Raw genomic sequence first — 16,426 nt, 5'->3', positions numbered from 1 at the left:
AAGTGACGATGCGCAGCGAACGGCAATCAGACATGCAGACCCCCTTCGGCGTACCGGTGGAGGGCACGGTGATCAATGACGTGGCCATGGTCCAGCAGGCCTTTGGTGTCAGCCTCTCCTATCAGGATATTGCCGCCAGGGAGCGGCTCGCCGCCTTGTGCGCACGCTTCCCCCTGCTGGCGGAGGTGGCAGTGAAAGGGCCCGAGGGGACTGGCGAGGGGAGGTCTGCATGAAGGTGATCGCCCTGCAGGGGATCCGGGGAGGCGTGGGGACCACCGCCATCGTGGCCGGACTGGCCCAGGCTGCCCATGAGCAGGGGGCAAGGGTGCTGGCGGTGGATCTCTGCCCGGACAACCAGCTTGGCATCCACCTTGGCCTGCCCCATGACGATCCGGGAGGCTGGAGCCGGCTGACCCAGCCGGCGCGGGAGTGGCGAGGTGCGCTTCACCGCCGGGAGGAGGGACTGGATCTGCTCTCCCATGGCGGGGGAGAGGGGGCGTCGGCCGAGTGGCTGGCGGGGATCGATGGCTATGATCTGGTGCTGCTGGATCTGCCCCTGGGCATGGCCCCCGTCATCCCCTGCAGGCGCTTGCTGGTGGTCAATGCGGATGCCAACTGCCATGTGCGGCTTCACCGCCACCCCTGGGCGGCCGATGAGCGTCTGCTGGTGACCCAGTTCTCCAGCCAGCGGGCCCTGCAGCAGGGGCTGCTGGATCTCTGGCTGGCAGGGGGGCTCCCTCTGCTCAATCTTCATCTGCACAGGGACGAAGCCATGGCGGAGGCCATGGCCGCCAAGCTGCCGGTCGGCCGCTATGCCCCCACCAGTCTGGTTGCCCACGAGCTGGCCGCCCTGGCGACCTGGTGTCTGGCAGAGGGGGAGGCGCCCCGATGAGAGTGCGGCTGCTGACGCCGGCTGCGGGCCTCTGGTGCTCGCAGCGCTATCGCGCACTGCGCGAGCGGGGGGCTTCCCGCCCGGGGGCGGCCGCATTGACCCTGGGCTGGCTGCTGGCCTGGGCTCTCTTCCCCCTCGAGCGTCATGGTTGGCAATGGGTGCTGGGCCATGCCCGGGGGCTCTATCCCCAGCTGACGCACCCCCGGGTGGGGGATCCCCTGCGCGTTCTGTTGCAGAGCCTCTGGATGATAGTGCGTCGCCCACAGCCCATCCCTCTGCGCTGGCCTGCCTTCTGGCAACGGCTCTGGCACCGGGGCACTCAGACTCTCGGTGCCTTCCTGGCCCGTCAGGAGGAGAAAGGGCTGGCCGCCGCCAGGGCCACGCCCCGCGAGGCACGCTGGAAGAGCGTGCTGCTCTGCGTGGTGGCCGGGAGCCTCTCCCTGCTCTGCGTCACCCAGCCGTTCACCCTGCAGGCGCAGCTGGTGTTCGTCCTCCTGCTGGCGGCCATGGCCTTCATCCTGCGCGCCGTGCCGGGCCGTTATCCCATGCTGATGATGATGGTGCTCTCCCTCACCATCTCCTGCCGCTACATCTGGTGGCGCTACACCTCGACCCTCGACTGGTTCGACCCCGTCAGCCTGGCCTGCGGCCTGCTGCTGCTGGCCGCCGAGACCTATGCCTGGCTGGTGCTGCTGCTCGGCTACTGGCAGACCGCATGGCCCCTGCACCGCCCTCCGGCACAACTGCCGGCGGATCCGGCCCAGTGGCCCAGCGTGGATCTGATGCTCCCCACCTACAACGAGGATCTCGCCATCGTGAAGGGGACTGTCTACGCCGCCATGGGGCTCGACTGGCCCGCCGACAAGCTGACCATCTGGCTGCTTGACGACGGGGGGCGGGCGGCGTTTCGCGACTTCGCCGAGGAGGCCGGGATCCGCTATGTGGCCCGGTCGACCCATGAGCACGCCAAGGCGGGCAACATCAATCACGCCCTCAAGATGGCCACCGGGGATCTGGTCGCCATCTTCGACTGTGACCACCTGCCGACCCGCTCTTTCCTGCAGATGACGGTGGGCTGGTTCTACCGGGATCCCCGTCTGGGCGTGGTCCAGACCCCCCACCACTTCTTCTCCGCCGATCCGTTCGAACACAACCTGCAACGGTTTCGCAAGATGCCGAACGAGGGGGCCCTCTTCTACGGCCTGGTGCAGGATGGCAACGACATGTGGGACGCCAGCTTCTTCTGCGGTTCCTGCGCCGTCATCAAGCGCACTGCCCTTGACGAGATCGGCGGCATCGCGGTGGAGACGGTCACCGAGGATGCCCACACCTCCCTGCGGCTGCACCGCCTCGGCTACACCTCGGCCTATATCCGGATCCCGCTGGCGGCGGGGCTGGCCACCGAAAGCCTCTCTGCCCACATCGGTCAGCGCATCCGGTGGGCGCGCGGCATGGTGCAGATCCTGCGTCTGGACAACCCCCTCTTCGGCAAGGGGCTCAAGCTGGGGCAGCGGCTGTGCTACTTCAATGCCATGCTGCATTTCCTCTCGGGCATACCGAGGCTCATCTTCCTGACGGCGCCGCTTGCCTTCCTGATCCTGCACGCCTACATCATCTATGCCCCGGCGGCGGCCATCGCCCTCTACATGTTGCCGCACATTTTCCACAGCGCCCTGACCAACTCCCGGTTGCAGGGCAAGGTGCGCCACTCCTTCTGGGGCGAGGTCTATGAGACGGTGCTGGCCTGGTACATCGCCAGGCCGACCACGGTGGCGCTCTTTGCACCCCACAAGGGGACGTTCAACGTGACTGCCAAGGGGGGGATGACGGAGGAGGTGTTCCTCGATCTGTCGGTCTCCCGCCCCTATCTGCTGCTGATCCTGCTCAATCTGTGCGGGCTGGGGTTCGGTCTCTGGCGCATCGGCACCGGCCCTGCCGACGAGGTGCCGACCCTGATCCTCAGCATGATCTGGACCCTCTACAACATGACCATACTGGGCGGCGCCCTGGCGGTGGCCTTCGAGTCGCGGCAGGTCCGTGCCAACCCCAGGGTGGAGATGGTGATGCCGGCGGCCATCAGGCTGGCGAACGGTCACCTCTACCCCTGTACCGTCAGGGATTACTCCAACGGGGGGGTCGGGGTGCTGCTCGAGGCGCCCCTACCCCTGGCCGACAAGGAGAGGGTCTGGTTGCTGCTGCGCCATGACCAGCGGGAGCAGGCGTTCGCCGCCAAGGTGCAGCGGGTGTTCGGCTGCAAGCTGGGACTGGAGCTGGAGCCCATGGCGCAGGCGCAGCATGTCGAGTTCATCCAGTGCACCTTCGCCCGGGCCGATACCTGGTCCCTGTGGCAGCAGCGTCTGGGCAAGGATCGCCCCCTCCACAGCCTGCTCGACATTACCCTGCTCGGCTGGGGGGCTTACTGGCGTCTGGCCCGTACCTCACCCATCGGCTTTGTTTGTATCCTCCTCGAGAAGCTGGCTCGCTGGCTCCTCTCCTTCGTTCCCCGTCGCGTCTCCCCAGATTTCCGGGCCGGGACTCCGACCTCACAGACAGTGAAAGGATGATGAAACCACAACGCTACCTTATTCCTCTCCTGCTGATGGCGCAGGGTGCGACCGCCGCCGAGGCCGTCGGCCCCCTGCCGCCTGTTCCCGCTCCGGTGCGCACCCAGGGGATGAGCTTCGAACAGATGGCATCATCGCCAGGCACCCTGTCCCTGCGCGGCAATGCGCCAGACGGACTGGCCGACTTCACCGTACGGCGGGACGAGGTGGTGACCCGGGCCACCCTGGACCTGAACTTCACGCCATCGCCCTCCCTGCTGCCGCTCATCTCCCAGGTCAAGGTCTATCTCAATGACGAGTTGATGGGGGTGACGGCCCTCAACCAGGATCAGATGGGGACGATGACCCATGCCAGCATCGAGCTGGATCCCCGCTATGCCAAGGATTTCAACCGCCTCAAGGTGAGCTTCGTCGGCCACTATCAGAAAGTGTGCGAGAACCCGGCGAGCGATACCCTCTGGCTCAACGTCAACCGGGACAGCAAGCTGACCCTGCAGTTGCAGACCCTGCCGGTGCGCAACGAGCTCTCCTTCTTCCCCATGCCGTTCCTCGACGTGCGGGACAATGGCAAGCTGACTCTGCCCATGGTGTTCACGGGCTCAGTGCCCCCGGAGCAGCAGCAGGCGGCGGCGGTGCTGGCCTCCTGGTTCGGCACCAAGGCCCAGTGGCGGGGCCAGCATTTCCCGGTGCTCATCAACCAGTTGCCGGATCGCAACGCCGTGATCTTTGCCACCAATGACGCGCGTCCCGATTTCCTGGTGGACTATCCCGAGGTGAAGGGGCCCACCATCGACATGATCAGCTCCCCCGACAACCCCTATGTGAAGCTGCTGCTGATCCTGGGGCGGGATCAGCAGGATCTGCTGACGGCGGTGCAGGGGCTGGCGCGAGGCGATGTCATGCTGCGTGGTCAGAGCGTCATGGTGGACGAGGTGAAGCCGCTCTCCCCGCGTCAACCCTACGACGCCCCGAACTGGGTGCGACTGGATCGCAAGATGCGCTTTGACGAGCTCACGGAGTACCCGGGCCAGTTGCAGGCAACGGGACGCACGCTGTGGCCCATGAGCCTGACGCTGCGCCTGCCGCCGGATCTCTATCTGCTGGGGGAGAACGGCATCAGGACGGAGCTGAAGTATCACCACACCTCGCCCACCCTGCGCGACGGTTCCCGGCTGGATGTGGGGGTCAACGGCCAGCTCATGAAGTCGTTCACGCTCGAGCCCGGCGAGGTCAAGAGTGAGCGGTTGCTGACTCTGCCGCTCTGGTTTGCCGACGACGGCGACACCATGGCGCTGCGCATGCCCGGGCTCAAGACCACCCAGGCCAACAGCCTGAGCTTCTCGTTCGAGTATGCCCAGCAATACATGGGAGGAACGGAGGATGGCCGTTGCGACCTGGTGATGCCGCCTGCCCATCAGGTACGCATTGACGAGGGCTCCACCATCGACTTCACCGGCTATCGCCACTTCATCGAGATGCCCGACCTCAAGGCGTTCGCCTATGCCGGCTTCCCGTTCAGCCGGATGGCGGATCTCGCCGACACCCAGATTGTCATGCCGGCCAGACCCCATCCCGGGCAGATCACCACCTTGCTCGATGCCGTCGGTGCCATCGGGGCCGAGACCGGGTATCCGGCGCTCTCCCTGCAGGTTCTGGACGACTGGGAGCGGGCGCGCACCGCGGATCGGGATACCCTGCTCATCGGCACCCTGCCGGAGGAGTTTCGAGGGGATCTGGCTCCCGACGCCCTGCTGCAATCCACGCGCAGCTGGGTCAACGAGCCAACCCGCCAGCACAAGGGGGATCTGCTGCACACCATGGCCGATCGCCAGCCCCAGGCCCGGGTGGGCATGACGGGCAACCGGGCCATCGCCGTCATCCTGGGGCTGCAATCGCCGACCCATGATCAGCGCAGCCTGGTGGCCTTGCTGGCGGATGGACCGGCGGGGGTCACATTGCTCAATGAGGCTCTGCAGACCCGTACCCTGCGCGATCAGGTGGCGGGCTCGGTGGCCATCATCCGGGAATCCGGGGTGAAGAGCCTGGTAGTGGGGGATCGCTACGAGGTGGGCTACCTGCCGTGGTGGGAGCGTCTCTGGCAACTGTTTGCCCGTTATCCGGTGCGTCTTGCCGGGCTGACCCTGCTCTGCATGCTGGTACTGGGCTGGGGCCTGCGGGTGCTGCTTGCCAGTGCCAGCCGCCGCCGTCTGAAGGAAGATTAAGAGATGACTCAGATGAAAAATGTCTGTGGTGCCCTGCTCCTCTGGGCCCTTTGTTCCCTCCCGGCGCAGGCCGTCTGCCACTGGCCGGAGTGGGATCACTTTCGCCAGCACTACATCAGCGAAGAGGGCAGGGTCATCGATCCTGCCGACGGGCGCCGCATCACCACCTCGGAAGGCCAGAGCTATGCCCTCTTCTTCGCCCTGGTCAACGATGACAGGGAAACCTTTGCCCGCCTGCTCGACTGGACGGAGCGGCAGCTCGCCCGCGGGGATCTGACCGGCTTCCTGCCATCCTGGCTCTGGGGCAGGCAGCAGGACGGCAACTGGGGCGTGCTGGACGCGAACAGCGCGTCCGATTCGGATCTCTGGATAGCCTACAGCCTGCTGGAGGCAGGTCGCCTGTGGGACAACCACAGCTACTCTGCCCTCGGCACCCTGTTGCTGCGCCGCATCGCCCGGGAAGAGGTCGCCACGCTGCCGGGTCTCGGCCCCGTGTTGCTGCCCGGGGCGAAAGGCTATGAGGGGGAGGGACGCTGGACCCTCAATCCCAGCTATCTGCCTCCACAACTGCTGGCCAGATTCGCCTCCTTCCAGGGGCCCTGGGGCGAGATGCGGGCCCTCTTGCCCAAGCTGTTGCAGGAGAGTGCGCCCCGTGGCTTTGCCCCGGACTGGGTGGACTGGCAGGCCGACAAGGGATGGCAGGTGACGGCGGACAAGGGCGACACCGGTGGCTATGACGCCATCCGCGTCTATCTCTGGCTCGGCATGTTGAGCGAGGAGGATCCCGCCAGGGCTTCCCTGGTGGCCCATTTTGCCCCCATGCTGGCGCAGCTGACCGAATCGGGTCAGCTTCCCGAGCGGGTCTCCAGCCTGAGTGGACAGGTTCAGGGCAAGGGCCCGAGCGGCTTTGCCGCCGCCCTTCTGCCCCTGTCACGGGGCTTGCCGGCGCAGGTCACCTTGCGCAAGCAGGTCTCCGATCACGGGCTGGATGTGAATGCCTACTACGGCAGCGTGCTGACCCTGTTCGGCGCAGGCTGGGATCAGGGGCGTTATCGCTTTGCCGCCGACGGTACCCTGCAGCCGGATTGGAGCGAGTCATGTCAGGCAGAGTGACCCTGGGGTGCCTGCTCGCCTGCCTGATGAGCGGAGCCCTGGCGCAAGGGATGGTACAGCCGGTGGCCTGGCTGCTGGAGCAGGTCAGGATTGGCGAGGCCCGTGGGCGGGAAGATCTCGTCAGCAACAGCCTCTATTCCCTCTCCCTGGTGGAGCCTGATCATCCGGAGCTGCTGGCAGCCCAGGCCCGTCAGGCCCTGCGCCAGGGCAAGGTCAAGGAGGCCGGGGCACTGCTGGCCCGCCTTGGCAAGCAAGACCCCGACTCTGCGCTCTATCGTCAGGGCATGGCCAACCTGGCCCTGAACGAACCGGCCAGGCGCCAGCAACTGCAACAAGCCAGGCTGCTGACCAGCGCCGGCAGGCTGGAGGAGGCCGAGCGTCTCTATCGCTCCCTGTTCTCCGGTGATCTTCCCCCCAATCTCGACGTGGCGGTGGATTATGCCCTGTTGCAGACACGGATCCCGGCCATGAAGGCGAAGGGGCTGGCGGCCCTGGAGGCACTCAACCGGCAATATCCGGGTGAGCCCAGAGTGCGGGGCGGGCTGGCTCGCCTCTATCTGGCGGAGGGTCGGCGCCAGGGGGCGCAGAACCTGTTGCGCGAGATGGCGCGAGACCCCTATCAGCGGGACGAGGCCTCCGAGATCTGGCTCGCGGACATCGAATCCCTGTCCATAGGGCCCGGGAGTATCGCTGCCTTGCAGGAGTACATGGTGCTCTTTGGCGAGGGGGATACCACCAAGGCGGAACAGCTGCTCGCTACCCAGGAGGAGAAGTGGGCCTCGCCTGCCTATCGTGCACGCCAGTCGGCGCTCGCAAGCACGGCGGGAGGTGGTGCATCCATCTCCCGCTTGCAGCGTGCCCTGGCTGCCAACCCGGGGGATCCCGAACTCATGGGGGCCCTGGGGCAGGCCTACTCCCGCAACGATCAGCGAGCGCTGGCCATCGCCCAGTTTGAACGGGTGCTGGCACACCCCGAGGTGACCGACAAGGACAAATGGCGCAGCCTGCTGGCCACCAACCGCTACTGGCTGCTGGTGAGCCAGGGGCGCAGCGCCCTGGAACGGGAGCAGTGGGATGAGGCGGCGACCCTGTATCGCCGTGCCATCGCCCAGGATGGGCGTGAGCCCGAAGCTTGGCTGGGGCTCGGAGACAGCGAGCGTGGCCGCCATCGCGATGCCGACGCGGAGTCCGCCTACCGCAAGGCGCTCGCCATGGGGAGCGCGCGGGAGCGGGCACTGGCCCGCCTGTTCGATCTCTACAAGGAGCAGGATCCGGCGCGTGCCCTGGCCCTGCTGGAGCAGCAGGGCACCCCCGGGATGCAGGCCGAAGGGCGGCGGCTTAAGGCCGGGCTGTTGCAGGAGGAGGCCGATCAGCTCGATCGGGCCGGCAAGGTGGCGGCGGCGCTGCGCCTTCGCGAGCAGGCACTCGCGCTGACCCCGGAAGAGGTGTGGCTGGCCTATCGAGTGGCCGATACCCGGGCCCGCCTCGGGGAAGCCGGGAGCGGGGAGCGGCTCTTGCGGGAACGGCTGGCGGCGCACCCGCAGGATGCCACCCTGCGCTACGCCACCGCCCTCTATCTCTCGGGGCAGGACAAGACGGTGGAGGCGAGAGGGGTGCTGGCCGCCATCCCTAGGTCCGGCTGGACACAGGACATGGATGCGCTGGATCGGCGCCTCGCCCGTGACGAGGTGCTCGCCAGGGCGAGGGCGAGTCACGAGGCCGGGGATGATGAGGGGGCCGAACGCCTGCTTCAGCCGTTGCAGCCGGATGAAGAGGTGAGCCTGATGCTGGCGGAGTGGGCCACGGATCGGGGGGCCTATGCACTGGCGGAGCAGCGCTATCAGGAGGTGCTTGCCCGCACGCCGCAACAGCCCGAGGCCAGGCTTGGCATGGCCGAACTGGCCCAGGCCAGGGGCGATCTGGCAAAGGCCCGTCACTGGCTGCCCGCCTGGCCGGTCAGCCCGCTGCCCCCGGAGGGGGCCAACTACTACCGCCGGGTAGCCAATTTCTATCAGGCGCTGGGAGAGGGCGAGACAGCCCGCGCCATCTTCACCGACTACGAACCCCTGGTGGCGATGCAACCGGCCTCCCAGCAGACGGCGCTGTTCTGGCGCGATGCCGCCCGCCAGCGCGCTGCCGAGCATGATGTGGAAGGGGCTCTGGTGCGGGATCGCAAGGGGCTGGTGGCCGCAGGTCTGGCCCCCCGCGAGGATCTGGAGGGGGGCGAGCTGACCCGGCTGGCACGCAGTCAGGATGGGGAGGGGTGGCTGGCATCCGGCCTGCGCAGCGATCTCGACAGGCACTACCGGCAGAGCCAGACCACCTTCTCCCTGGACAGCGATTACTGGGGCTCCAGCGGTACCGGGGGCTACTCGGATCTGCGGGCGCTGACCCAGATGGCGCAACTGGATACGCCGCTGGCCGGTGGTACCGCCTTCGGCCGCCTTGAACTGGTCGACATGGATGCCGGAGATCTGCCGGACTCCCCTTACCGGGCGCAGTTCGGTACCTGTGCGGCCAGGGACTGCCGCGGGGCCGCGCACCAGCAGAGCCGGGGGACCACCCTGGCGGCAGGCTGGCAGCGGGGGGCCTGGGCGTTCGATTTGGGGACCACGCCCCTCGGTTTCGAGGTGGTGGACTGGGTTGGTGGTGCCACCTTGACCGGTGACTGGCACACGCTGGGGTGGGGAATGACCCTCTCGCGTCGGCCCGTCAGCAGCTCGCTGCTCTCCTATGGGGGAACGGTGGATCCGGGCACGGGCATCAGCTGGGGCGGGGTGCGGGCGAACGGGATCCGCCTCGATCTCAGCCGGGATCTGGGAGGGGCAGTCGGGTTCTGGGGCAGCGCCCAGCAGCACCTGCTGACCGGTAAGAATGTGCCCGACAACTGGCGCACCCGGCTCATGGGAGGGGGCTATTACAAGTTCGTCAACGAGACCCATCGCCGTGCCAGCGTGGGGCTCAGCACCATGCTGTGGCACTACCAGCAGGATCTGGGGGGCTATACCCTGGGGCAGGGGGGTTATTACAGCCCGCAGGGGTACTTCTCGCTCTCGGTGCCGGTCAGCTACCGGCAGCGTACCCCGGACTGGTCGTGGGAGCTGGGGGGATCGGGATCCTGGTCCTACGCCCGAACCGACGACAGCCGTCGCTACCCGCTGGAAGGCCTGCTGCCCGCCGGTTTGCCAGACAGAAATGCGCCTGTGAAAGGGGGCAGTAGCAGTGGATTCGGCTACACCCTGAATGGCATGGTGGAACACAGGCTGACGGAGCACTGGCGCATCGGTGGCCGGGTGGACATCCAGCAGGCGGATGACTATGCCCCCAGCCATGTCACCCTGTTCCTGCGCTACACCTTCAAGCCCTGGCAAGGGGATCTCGACATGCCGCCAAGGCCTCTCACTCCCTACGCGGACTTCGACTGACAGAGGCGCCCGTCATCACCGGGCGCCCTTATTTCAGATAGGAGCGCAGTACCCTCACCACCTGATCCAGATCCTCCAGCCGCTCGGCATGGGTCGCCTCCTCGGCGCCAAGATGCTCGCGCATGTGCCCCTCCAGCACCTCCAGCATCAGGCCGTTGACGGCGCCGCGGATGGCGGCGATCTGCTGCAGGATGGCCGCGCAGTCTGTTTCCTGTTCCAGAGCGCTCTCCAGGGCGCCGGTCTGCCCCTTGATGCGCCTGACCCGTGCCAGCAACTTCTTCTTGTCGTGAACCGTGTGTGACATGCAGGATCCTCTCGATCAATAAAACTATACTGGGGTATAGTATATAGCATCCTCGTTTTCAGGAGAAATCCATGCCATCCCTCGCCTCATCCCACTGCCACCACCCCGTCGTCCACGAAGGGAATCCCCTGGCCGAACAGAAGACCCGCTGGGCCGTGCTGCTCACTGTCGTCATGATGGTGGCGGAGATCGGTGGCGGCTGGTTCTACAACTCCATGGCGCTGCTGGCCGACGGCTGGCACATGAGCTCCCATGCCCTGGCCCTCGGCCTCTCGGTGCTGGCCTATCGCGCTGCCCGCCACTTCGCGCGGGATCACAGGTTCAGCTTCGGTACCTGGAAGATAGAGGTGCTGGGGGGCTTCAGCAGCGCCCTGCTGCTGGTGGGGGTGGCGGGATTGATGCTGTTCGAGTCGGTGGCCAGGTTGCTGGACCCCAGCCCCATCCATTATCAGCAGGCGATCGGCATTGCCCTGCTGGGCCTGCTGGTGAATCTGGCCTGTGCCTGGCTGCTCAGGGACGATCACGGCCATCACCATGGTCACGACCACCATCACGGTCATCACGACCACTCGCACGATCACCACCACAGCCATCAGGATCTCAACCTGCGTGCCGCCTACCTCCACGTGCTGGCGGACGCGGCCACCTCGGTGCTGGCGATTCTGGCGCTGGTGGGAGGCATGTTGTGGGGGGCGGACTGGCTGGATCCCCTGATGGGCATCGCCGGGGCCGTGCTGGTGGCGGTGTGGGCCAGGGGGCTGCTGCGTGATACCGGGCGCGTCTTGCTGGATGCGGAGATGGATGCGCCCCTGGTGGACGAGATCCGCGAGGTGATTGCCGAGCTGCCTGGCACCGAGATCCGCGATCTGCACGTCTGGCGGGTGGGGCAGATGCAGTATGCCGCCGCGATGTCGTTGCAGATGGCGACCCCGGTCCCGGCACAGGCGATCCGCGAGCGCCTCGCCATCCACGAGGAGCTGGTGCACCTGACCATCGAAGTGTCTGCCGACTGACGCCCCTGGCGGGGGTCAGCGGGGAGGCTCGCTCCCCTGATCCTGCCAGAGGGAGCCCAGCATCAGCCTCAGCAGCAGTCCCGGCGGGTCGTCGAGCAGGCGGCCCGGCTCCAGCAGCAGGTGGCCGTCGGCACGAAAGCCCAGGCTGGCGTGGACCTTGCCTTCCTCGCCACACACCTGGAGGAGGCCGTTCAGGGAACCCCCCTCGCCGGGTTGACAGCGCAGCCGCAGCTCCCGTGGTTCCCCCAGCAGGGTGAAGGCGCGGGCGAGGGGCGGGCTCTCTTCATAATCCGGCCAGTTGAAGAAGTGATAGCGTTCGGCGAGCACGCCGGCCTGCTGGCAGAACTGATCGAACAACTGGGCAATGCCCTGATACTCCTGGTCCAGCCGCCTGGCCTGCTCCTCAATCCGTTTCATCACCCAGCCCCCTCTATCCATTTGATTGGACATTGATTTCGTCACTCGCTCCCCTCTTTCCGCTGGTATGGGCCGAAAGCGGTGCCAGGTCTGTGAGCGCGATCGAGTTTTCGTTATGAAAACGTTATCTTGTTGATGCGGATTGGTTTTTTTTGCCCATCCGCTCACATTTACGGCAATTCCCGCTGATTAATATGACACTGCTCGGCCATGACCGGGTACTCGGATATCGAGACTAACTACAGCGGGAATTATAAAAAAATGGATATGAAAAAGACCAAAGTGGCGCTGGTAACAGCCTCACTGCTCGCGCTTTTGTCAGGCTGTAACGACAACAGTTCTTCTGCTCCTGCCCCTCAGGATGAGCCCGTCGCTCGTCTTCCCAACGTCCAGCCCCCGGCCGAACTGCTGACGGCCGGCCCCGACGAAGCGGTCATCGCCCTGGTGGATACCCAGACCAGCGCGGCGCGCGGTGTCACCGGCCCGTTCGCCAGCCACAGCCTGCACCTGTGGAACAACGACGCCTGCAACTCGACCTCGGAGGGCGGCCTCAACACCGGTTGGGATGACAAGAGCAAGACGCCGTCCGCGGCGGACAGTTTTGGTCCGGCCTGGGTCGTGCCGCTCTCCAAGATGGAAGGCTGCATCAACTTCATCGCCCGCAACGGCGATCTCGCGAACCTGACCGGCAGCGACATGAAGGTGGTCTTCAGTGATCACCCGGATCGCACCGTGGCCATCGTCGCCGGCAAGAACGAGATCTTCGGCAGCCGGGCGGAAGCCTTCACCGCCGCCTTCGGCGTGGCGGGGGCCAGTGCCCATCTCATCGACGACAACACCCTGATTTGGCAAGGGGGCAAGGACAAGCCCTATGTGCGCCTCTACTACACAGAGTCAGGCACCATCACCGCAAACAGCGAGGGTGTATTCGATTTCCCCTACCTCAAGCTGACCCCGACCAGCCTGACCGAAGAGCAGCAGGCCAAATACCCGCACCTCAAGGATGCCGCCGCCTTCGCCCTGCCTGCGGGGAAAGATCTCAAGCCCCTGCTCAAGGGTGAGCTGGTCGCCATCGGGACCGATGCGGACGGCATCCTGCAGGGGGCGACCCTGGTGCAGAGTGCCGGTGCCCTCGATGCCCTTTACAGCGAGGCGGCCACCAAGCTGGCCTACGGCGCCGTGGTGGAGGGGGGCAATGTCACCTTCCGGCTCTGGGCTCCGACCGCCAAGTCGGTCAAGCTGGCGCTGTTCGACGAGCAGCACAAGTCGCTTGGCGAGCGCGCCATGACTCTGGACGAGGCCAGCGGCAGCTGGAGCGTGCAGGGGGGCAGCGATCTTGTCGGCAAATACTACCGCTACGACATTCAGGTCTATCACCCGGTCAGCCGCAAGCTGGAATCCTATCAGGTGACCGACCCCTACTCCCTGAGCCTGGCGATGAACTCCGAGTTCAGCCAGGTGGTGGATCTCGACGATCCGGCCCTCAAGCCGGAAGGCTGGGACAGCCTCAAGGCGCCCCACAGCCAGAAGAACCCCGCCGACATCACCATCTATGAGGCCCACGTCCGGGATCTGACCGGCAACGACGAGTCGACGCCGGTGGAGCACCGCGGCAAGTTCCTCGGGCTGACCGACAGCGACAGCGTGCCCGTCACCCACCTGAAATCCCTGGCCAAGAGCGGCGTCAGCCACCTGCACTTGCTGCCGGTGTTCGACATCGCCACCGTCAACGAGGACCCGGCCAAGGTGGCCAACATCGGCGATGACTTCAGCAAGCTGTGCGAGGTCAATCCCGAGGTCAAGAACTCCAGGTTTGCCAGCCACTGTGGTGGCGGCGAGACCATCGAAGCCGTGCTCGGTGATCTGCAAGCCAGCGACAGCAAGGAGAACCCCGTGGTGCAGGAGCTGTACGGCTACCTGCGCGGGGTGGACTCCTTCAACTGGGGCTATGACCCCTACCACTACACCACCCCGGAAGGCTCCTACGCCACCAATGCAGAGGGGACGACCCGGATCAAGGAGTTCCGCGAGATGGTGCAGGCCATCAAGCAGAACATCGGCATGAACGTGGTGATGGACGTGGTCTACAACCACACCAACGAAGCGGGTCTCGGTTCCAAATCCGTGCTCGACAAGATTGTGCCCTGGTACTACCAGCGCCTCAATCCGGAGACCGGTTCGGTGGAAAACTCCACCTGCTGCTCCAACACGGCGCCGGAACACGCCATGTTCGCCAAGCTGATGGATGACTCCCTGGTCACCTGGGCACGGGACTACAAGATCGATGCCTTCCGCTTCGACCTCATGGGCCATCACCCGAAAGATCAGATGGTGCAGGCCCTGGCCGAGGTGAAGAAGGTCAATCCGGACATGTACTTCTACGGCGAGGGGTGGAACTTCGGCGAGGTACAGGATGACAAGCGCTTCGTACAGGCGACCCAGAAGCACCTGGCCGGTACCGGCATCGGCTCCTTCTCCGACCGGCTGCGTGATGCGGTGCGCGGCGGCAGCCCGTTCGACGGCGGCGAAGCCATTCGCAAGACCCAGGGCTTTGGCAACGGCGCCCTGGTGGATGCCAACGAGCTGGACGGCGTCGATCTCGCCACCGCCCTGCATCAGTCCGATCTGGTGCGCCTCGGCATGGCGGGCAACCTCAAGGAGTTCGTGCTGACCGACAAGGACGGCATACCGAAGAAAGGCTCCGACATCGACTACAACGGTCAACCGGCGGGCTATGCCCAGGATCCGACCGAAATCCAGAACTATGTCGACAAGCACGACAACCAGACTCTGTTCGACAACCTGGTGTACAAGGCACCCGCCGGGGCCGACCTGGTGCGGATGCAGGGGGTCTCTCTGGCGACCGCCATGCTGGGTCAGGGCATTCCCTTCACCCACGCGGGTGTCGAGCTGCTGCGTTCCAAGTCCATGGAGCGGGACAGCTACGACTCCGGTGACTGGTACAACCGGGTCGACTACGGCTTAAGTGACAATAATTTTGACAAAGGGCTGCCGCGCAAGGACAAGGACGAGGCCAACTACGAGCTGATCGAGCAGGTGCTCGGCCAGCACGCCAAGCCGGGTTCGGCCGAGATGCATCAGATGGTGAACTTCTACCAGGAGCTCTCCGAACTGCGTCAATCCTCTCGTCTGCTGCGTCTTGGCAGCGGCGCCGAGGTGATCAAGCGGGTCGACTTCCGCAACACCGGCCCTGAGCAGATCCCGGGTCTCATCGTGATGAGCGTGGATGACGGGGTGGGCGCCGGTGCGGATCTGGATCCAGCCATCGACGGCCTGGTGGTGATGATCAACGCCACCAATCAGCCCCAGAGCATCGGCGATTTCCGTGACGGCAAGGATCAGCCCATCGATCTGACCGGCATGGTCCTGAGCGGTGCCCACCGTGACTCCGATAGCATCGCCAGCGGTGCGGCCAATGACAGCGGTCAGCTGACCCTTGGCGCCTGGTCGGCGGCGGTGTTCGTCAAGCCGCAGAGCGGTGCCCAGGGCGCGGGGCTGCCGGTGAGCAAGAAGACGGATCTGAGCACCTTGCCTCCCTTCGGTGACACCGAGGTGTTCGTGCGCGGTTTCCTGAATCAGTGGGATCCGGTCAACAAGATGAACTTCAGTGGCAACTTCACCTATGAGTTCACCACCGAGGTGACGGCGGATCAGCTGGGGTCGACCCAGGTGAAGATCGCTGGCAACGAGTGGAGCGGCCCCGTCAATTACGGCAAGTGCAGCGATACCGACCAGCTTGCGACCGGCCAGGTCAATACGCTCTGTGCCAATGGCGGGGATCTGCCGTTCAACGTGGAGAAGGCTGGCACCTACAAGTTTGTCTTCACCGCCATGAACAAGGACAAGCCCACCCTGAGTGTCAGCTACACCGAACCGGCGCAGAGCTGCAAGGTGCTGGATACCGTCGCGGGCAATCCGCTCGGCTTCCCGCTCTATGTGCGCGGCAGTCTGAGCGACTGGAACGCCCAGCCGGCCTACCAGCTGAGCTACAAGGGGATGGAAGGCAACCTCGCTATCTATCAGGCCGCCTTCAACTACGCGGGCAGCTTTGACTTCAAGTTTGCCAACGACGATGGCAACTGGAGCAAGCAGTTCTTCGTGAAGGATGCCGGTGGCACCCTGATCGCACTGGAGCCCGAGCAGGTTTACCCGCTCCAACACGGCGATGGTGGCATGGGCAACAACAGCATCACGCTGGAACAGGGTCTGTGGAGCTTCCTGGTGAAGGTTGACCCGACCCAGACTTCCGGCGAGGTGGGCAGCGTCATCATCCAGGAGTGCAGCGCCAAGTAAGTCTTTCCCATCGAGCCCGGGGCTGGCTCGGCAGCCCCGGGTTGAATTCCGCCTCGCCAAGGGCGGGATAACACCGAGAGAGTAAGCAAAGCGCGACTGCCGACCGGCAGCCGCGCTTTTTCTTTGCTGTGGGCGAGGCAATAAAAAAGCCGCCCCGTTGGG

The 16,426-nt window shown here is 65.4% G+C and carries 10 protein-coding genes; 8 read left to right on the top strand and 2 right to left on the bottom strand.

Annotated features, from left to right (window positions below; translation table 11 throughout):
• The first annotated feature begins 8 nt into the window (after positions 1 to 8).
• The 6 genes from bcsR to bcsC are packed head-to-tail and all read left to right on the top strand — an operon-like array spanning position 9 to position 10,216.
• The gene (gene bcsR / locus ACB037_RS16785; protein ID WP_010672842.1) at positions 9 to 233 is read left to right on the top strand and encodes a cellulose biosynthesis protein BcsR; all 225 of its coding nucleotides are present in this window, start codon (positions 9 to 11) and stop codon (positions 231 to 233) included.
• Positions 230 to 892: a cellulose biosynthesis protein BcsQ gene (gene bcsQ, locus ACB037_RS16780; protein WP_010672843.1), complete on the top strand. Its 663-nt coding sequence runs from the start codon at positions 230 to 232 to the stop codon at positions 890 to 892. Before bcsR ends, bcsQ begins: the two co-directional genes overlap by 4 nt.
• A complete protein-coding gene (gene bcsA, locus ACB037_RS16775; RefSeq protein ID WP_371175627.1) occupies positions 889 to 3,456 on the top strand; it encodes a UDP-forming cellulose synthase catalytic subunit in 2,568 nt (855 codons plus the stop codon). Before bcsQ ends, bcsA begins: the two co-directional genes overlap by 4 nt.
• A complete protein-coding gene (gene bcsB, locus ACB037_RS16770) occupies positions 3,453 to 5,678 on the top strand; it encodes a cellulose biosynthesis cyclic di-GMP-binding regulatory protein BcsB (protein WP_128274219.1) in 2,226 nt (741 codons plus the stop codon). Before bcsA ends, bcsB begins: the two co-directional genes overlap by 4 nt.
• A gap of 3 nt (positions 5,679 to 5,681) precedes the next feature.
• Complete coding sequence (gene bcsZ / locus ACB037_RS16765; protein WP_371175626.1) at positions 5,682 to 6,791, top strand: cellulose synthase complex periplasmic endoglucanase BcsZ; 1,110 nt, start codon at positions 5,682 to 5,684, stop codon at positions 6,789 to 6,791.
• Positions 6,776 to 10,216, top strand: a complete 3,441-nt coding sequence (gene bcsC / locus ACB037_RS16760; RefSeq protein ID WP_371175625.1) for a cellulose synthase complex outer membrane protein BcsC — start codon at positions 6,776 to 6,778, stop codon at positions 10,214 to 10,216. The genes bcsZ and bcsC overlap by 16 nt, the downstream gene beginning before the upstream one ends.
• A 28-nt stretch (positions 10,217 to 10,244) precedes the next feature.
• On the opposite strand, the gene ACB037_RS16755 is transcribed toward bcsC, so the two are convergent.
• Complete coding sequence (locus ACB037_RS16755) at positions 10,245 to 10,520, bottom strand: metal/formaldehyde-sensitive transcriptional repressor (RefSeq protein WP_041214512.1); 276 nt, start codon at positions 10,518 to 10,520, stop codon at positions 10,245 to 10,247.
• Between the two features lie 71 nt (positions 10,521 to 10,591).
• On the opposite strand from ACB037_RS16755, the gene dmeF reads away from it, so the two are divergent.
• The gene (dmeF, locus tag ACB037_RS16750; RefSeq protein WP_371175624.1) at positions 10,592 to 11,533 is read left to right on the top strand and encodes a CDF family Co(II)/Ni(II) efflux transporter DmeF; all 942 of its coding nucleotides are present in this window, start codon (positions 10,592 to 10,594) and stop codon (positions 11,531 to 11,533) included.
• 15 nt (positions 11,534 to 11,548) lie between these two features.
• Here dmeF and ACB037_RS16745 read toward each other — a convergent pair whose 3' ends face one another.
• Positions 11,549 to 11,950, bottom strand: coding sequence for a hypothetical protein (locus tag ACB037_RS16745; protein ID WP_042014589.1), 402 nt, complete (start codon positions 11,948 to 11,950; stop codon positions 11,549 to 11,551).
• 261 nt (positions 11,951 to 12,211) lie between these two features.
• On the opposite strand from ACB037_RS16745, the gene pulA reads away from it, so the two are divergent.
• Positions 12,212 to 16,264 carry a pullulanase-type alpha-1,6-glucosidase gene (gene pulA / locus ACB037_RS16740; RefSeq protein ID WP_119196989.1) on the top strand — a complete coding sequence of 1,351 codons (4,053 nt, stop codon included), beginning with the start codon at positions 12,212 to 12,214 and terminating at the stop codon, positions 16,262 to 16,264.
• The last annotated feature ends 162 nt before the right edge of the window (positions 16,265 to 16,426 follow it).

This window comes from Aeromonas sp. S19(2024) (assembly GCF_041402625.1).
GTDB classification, from domain to species: Bacteria; Pseudomonadota; Gammaproteobacteria; order Enterobacterales; family Aeromonadaceae; genus Aeromonas; species Aeromonas caviae.
Note: the sequence above shows the minus strand (reverse complement) of the source record. Positions and strands in the feature narration are given on the sequence as shown.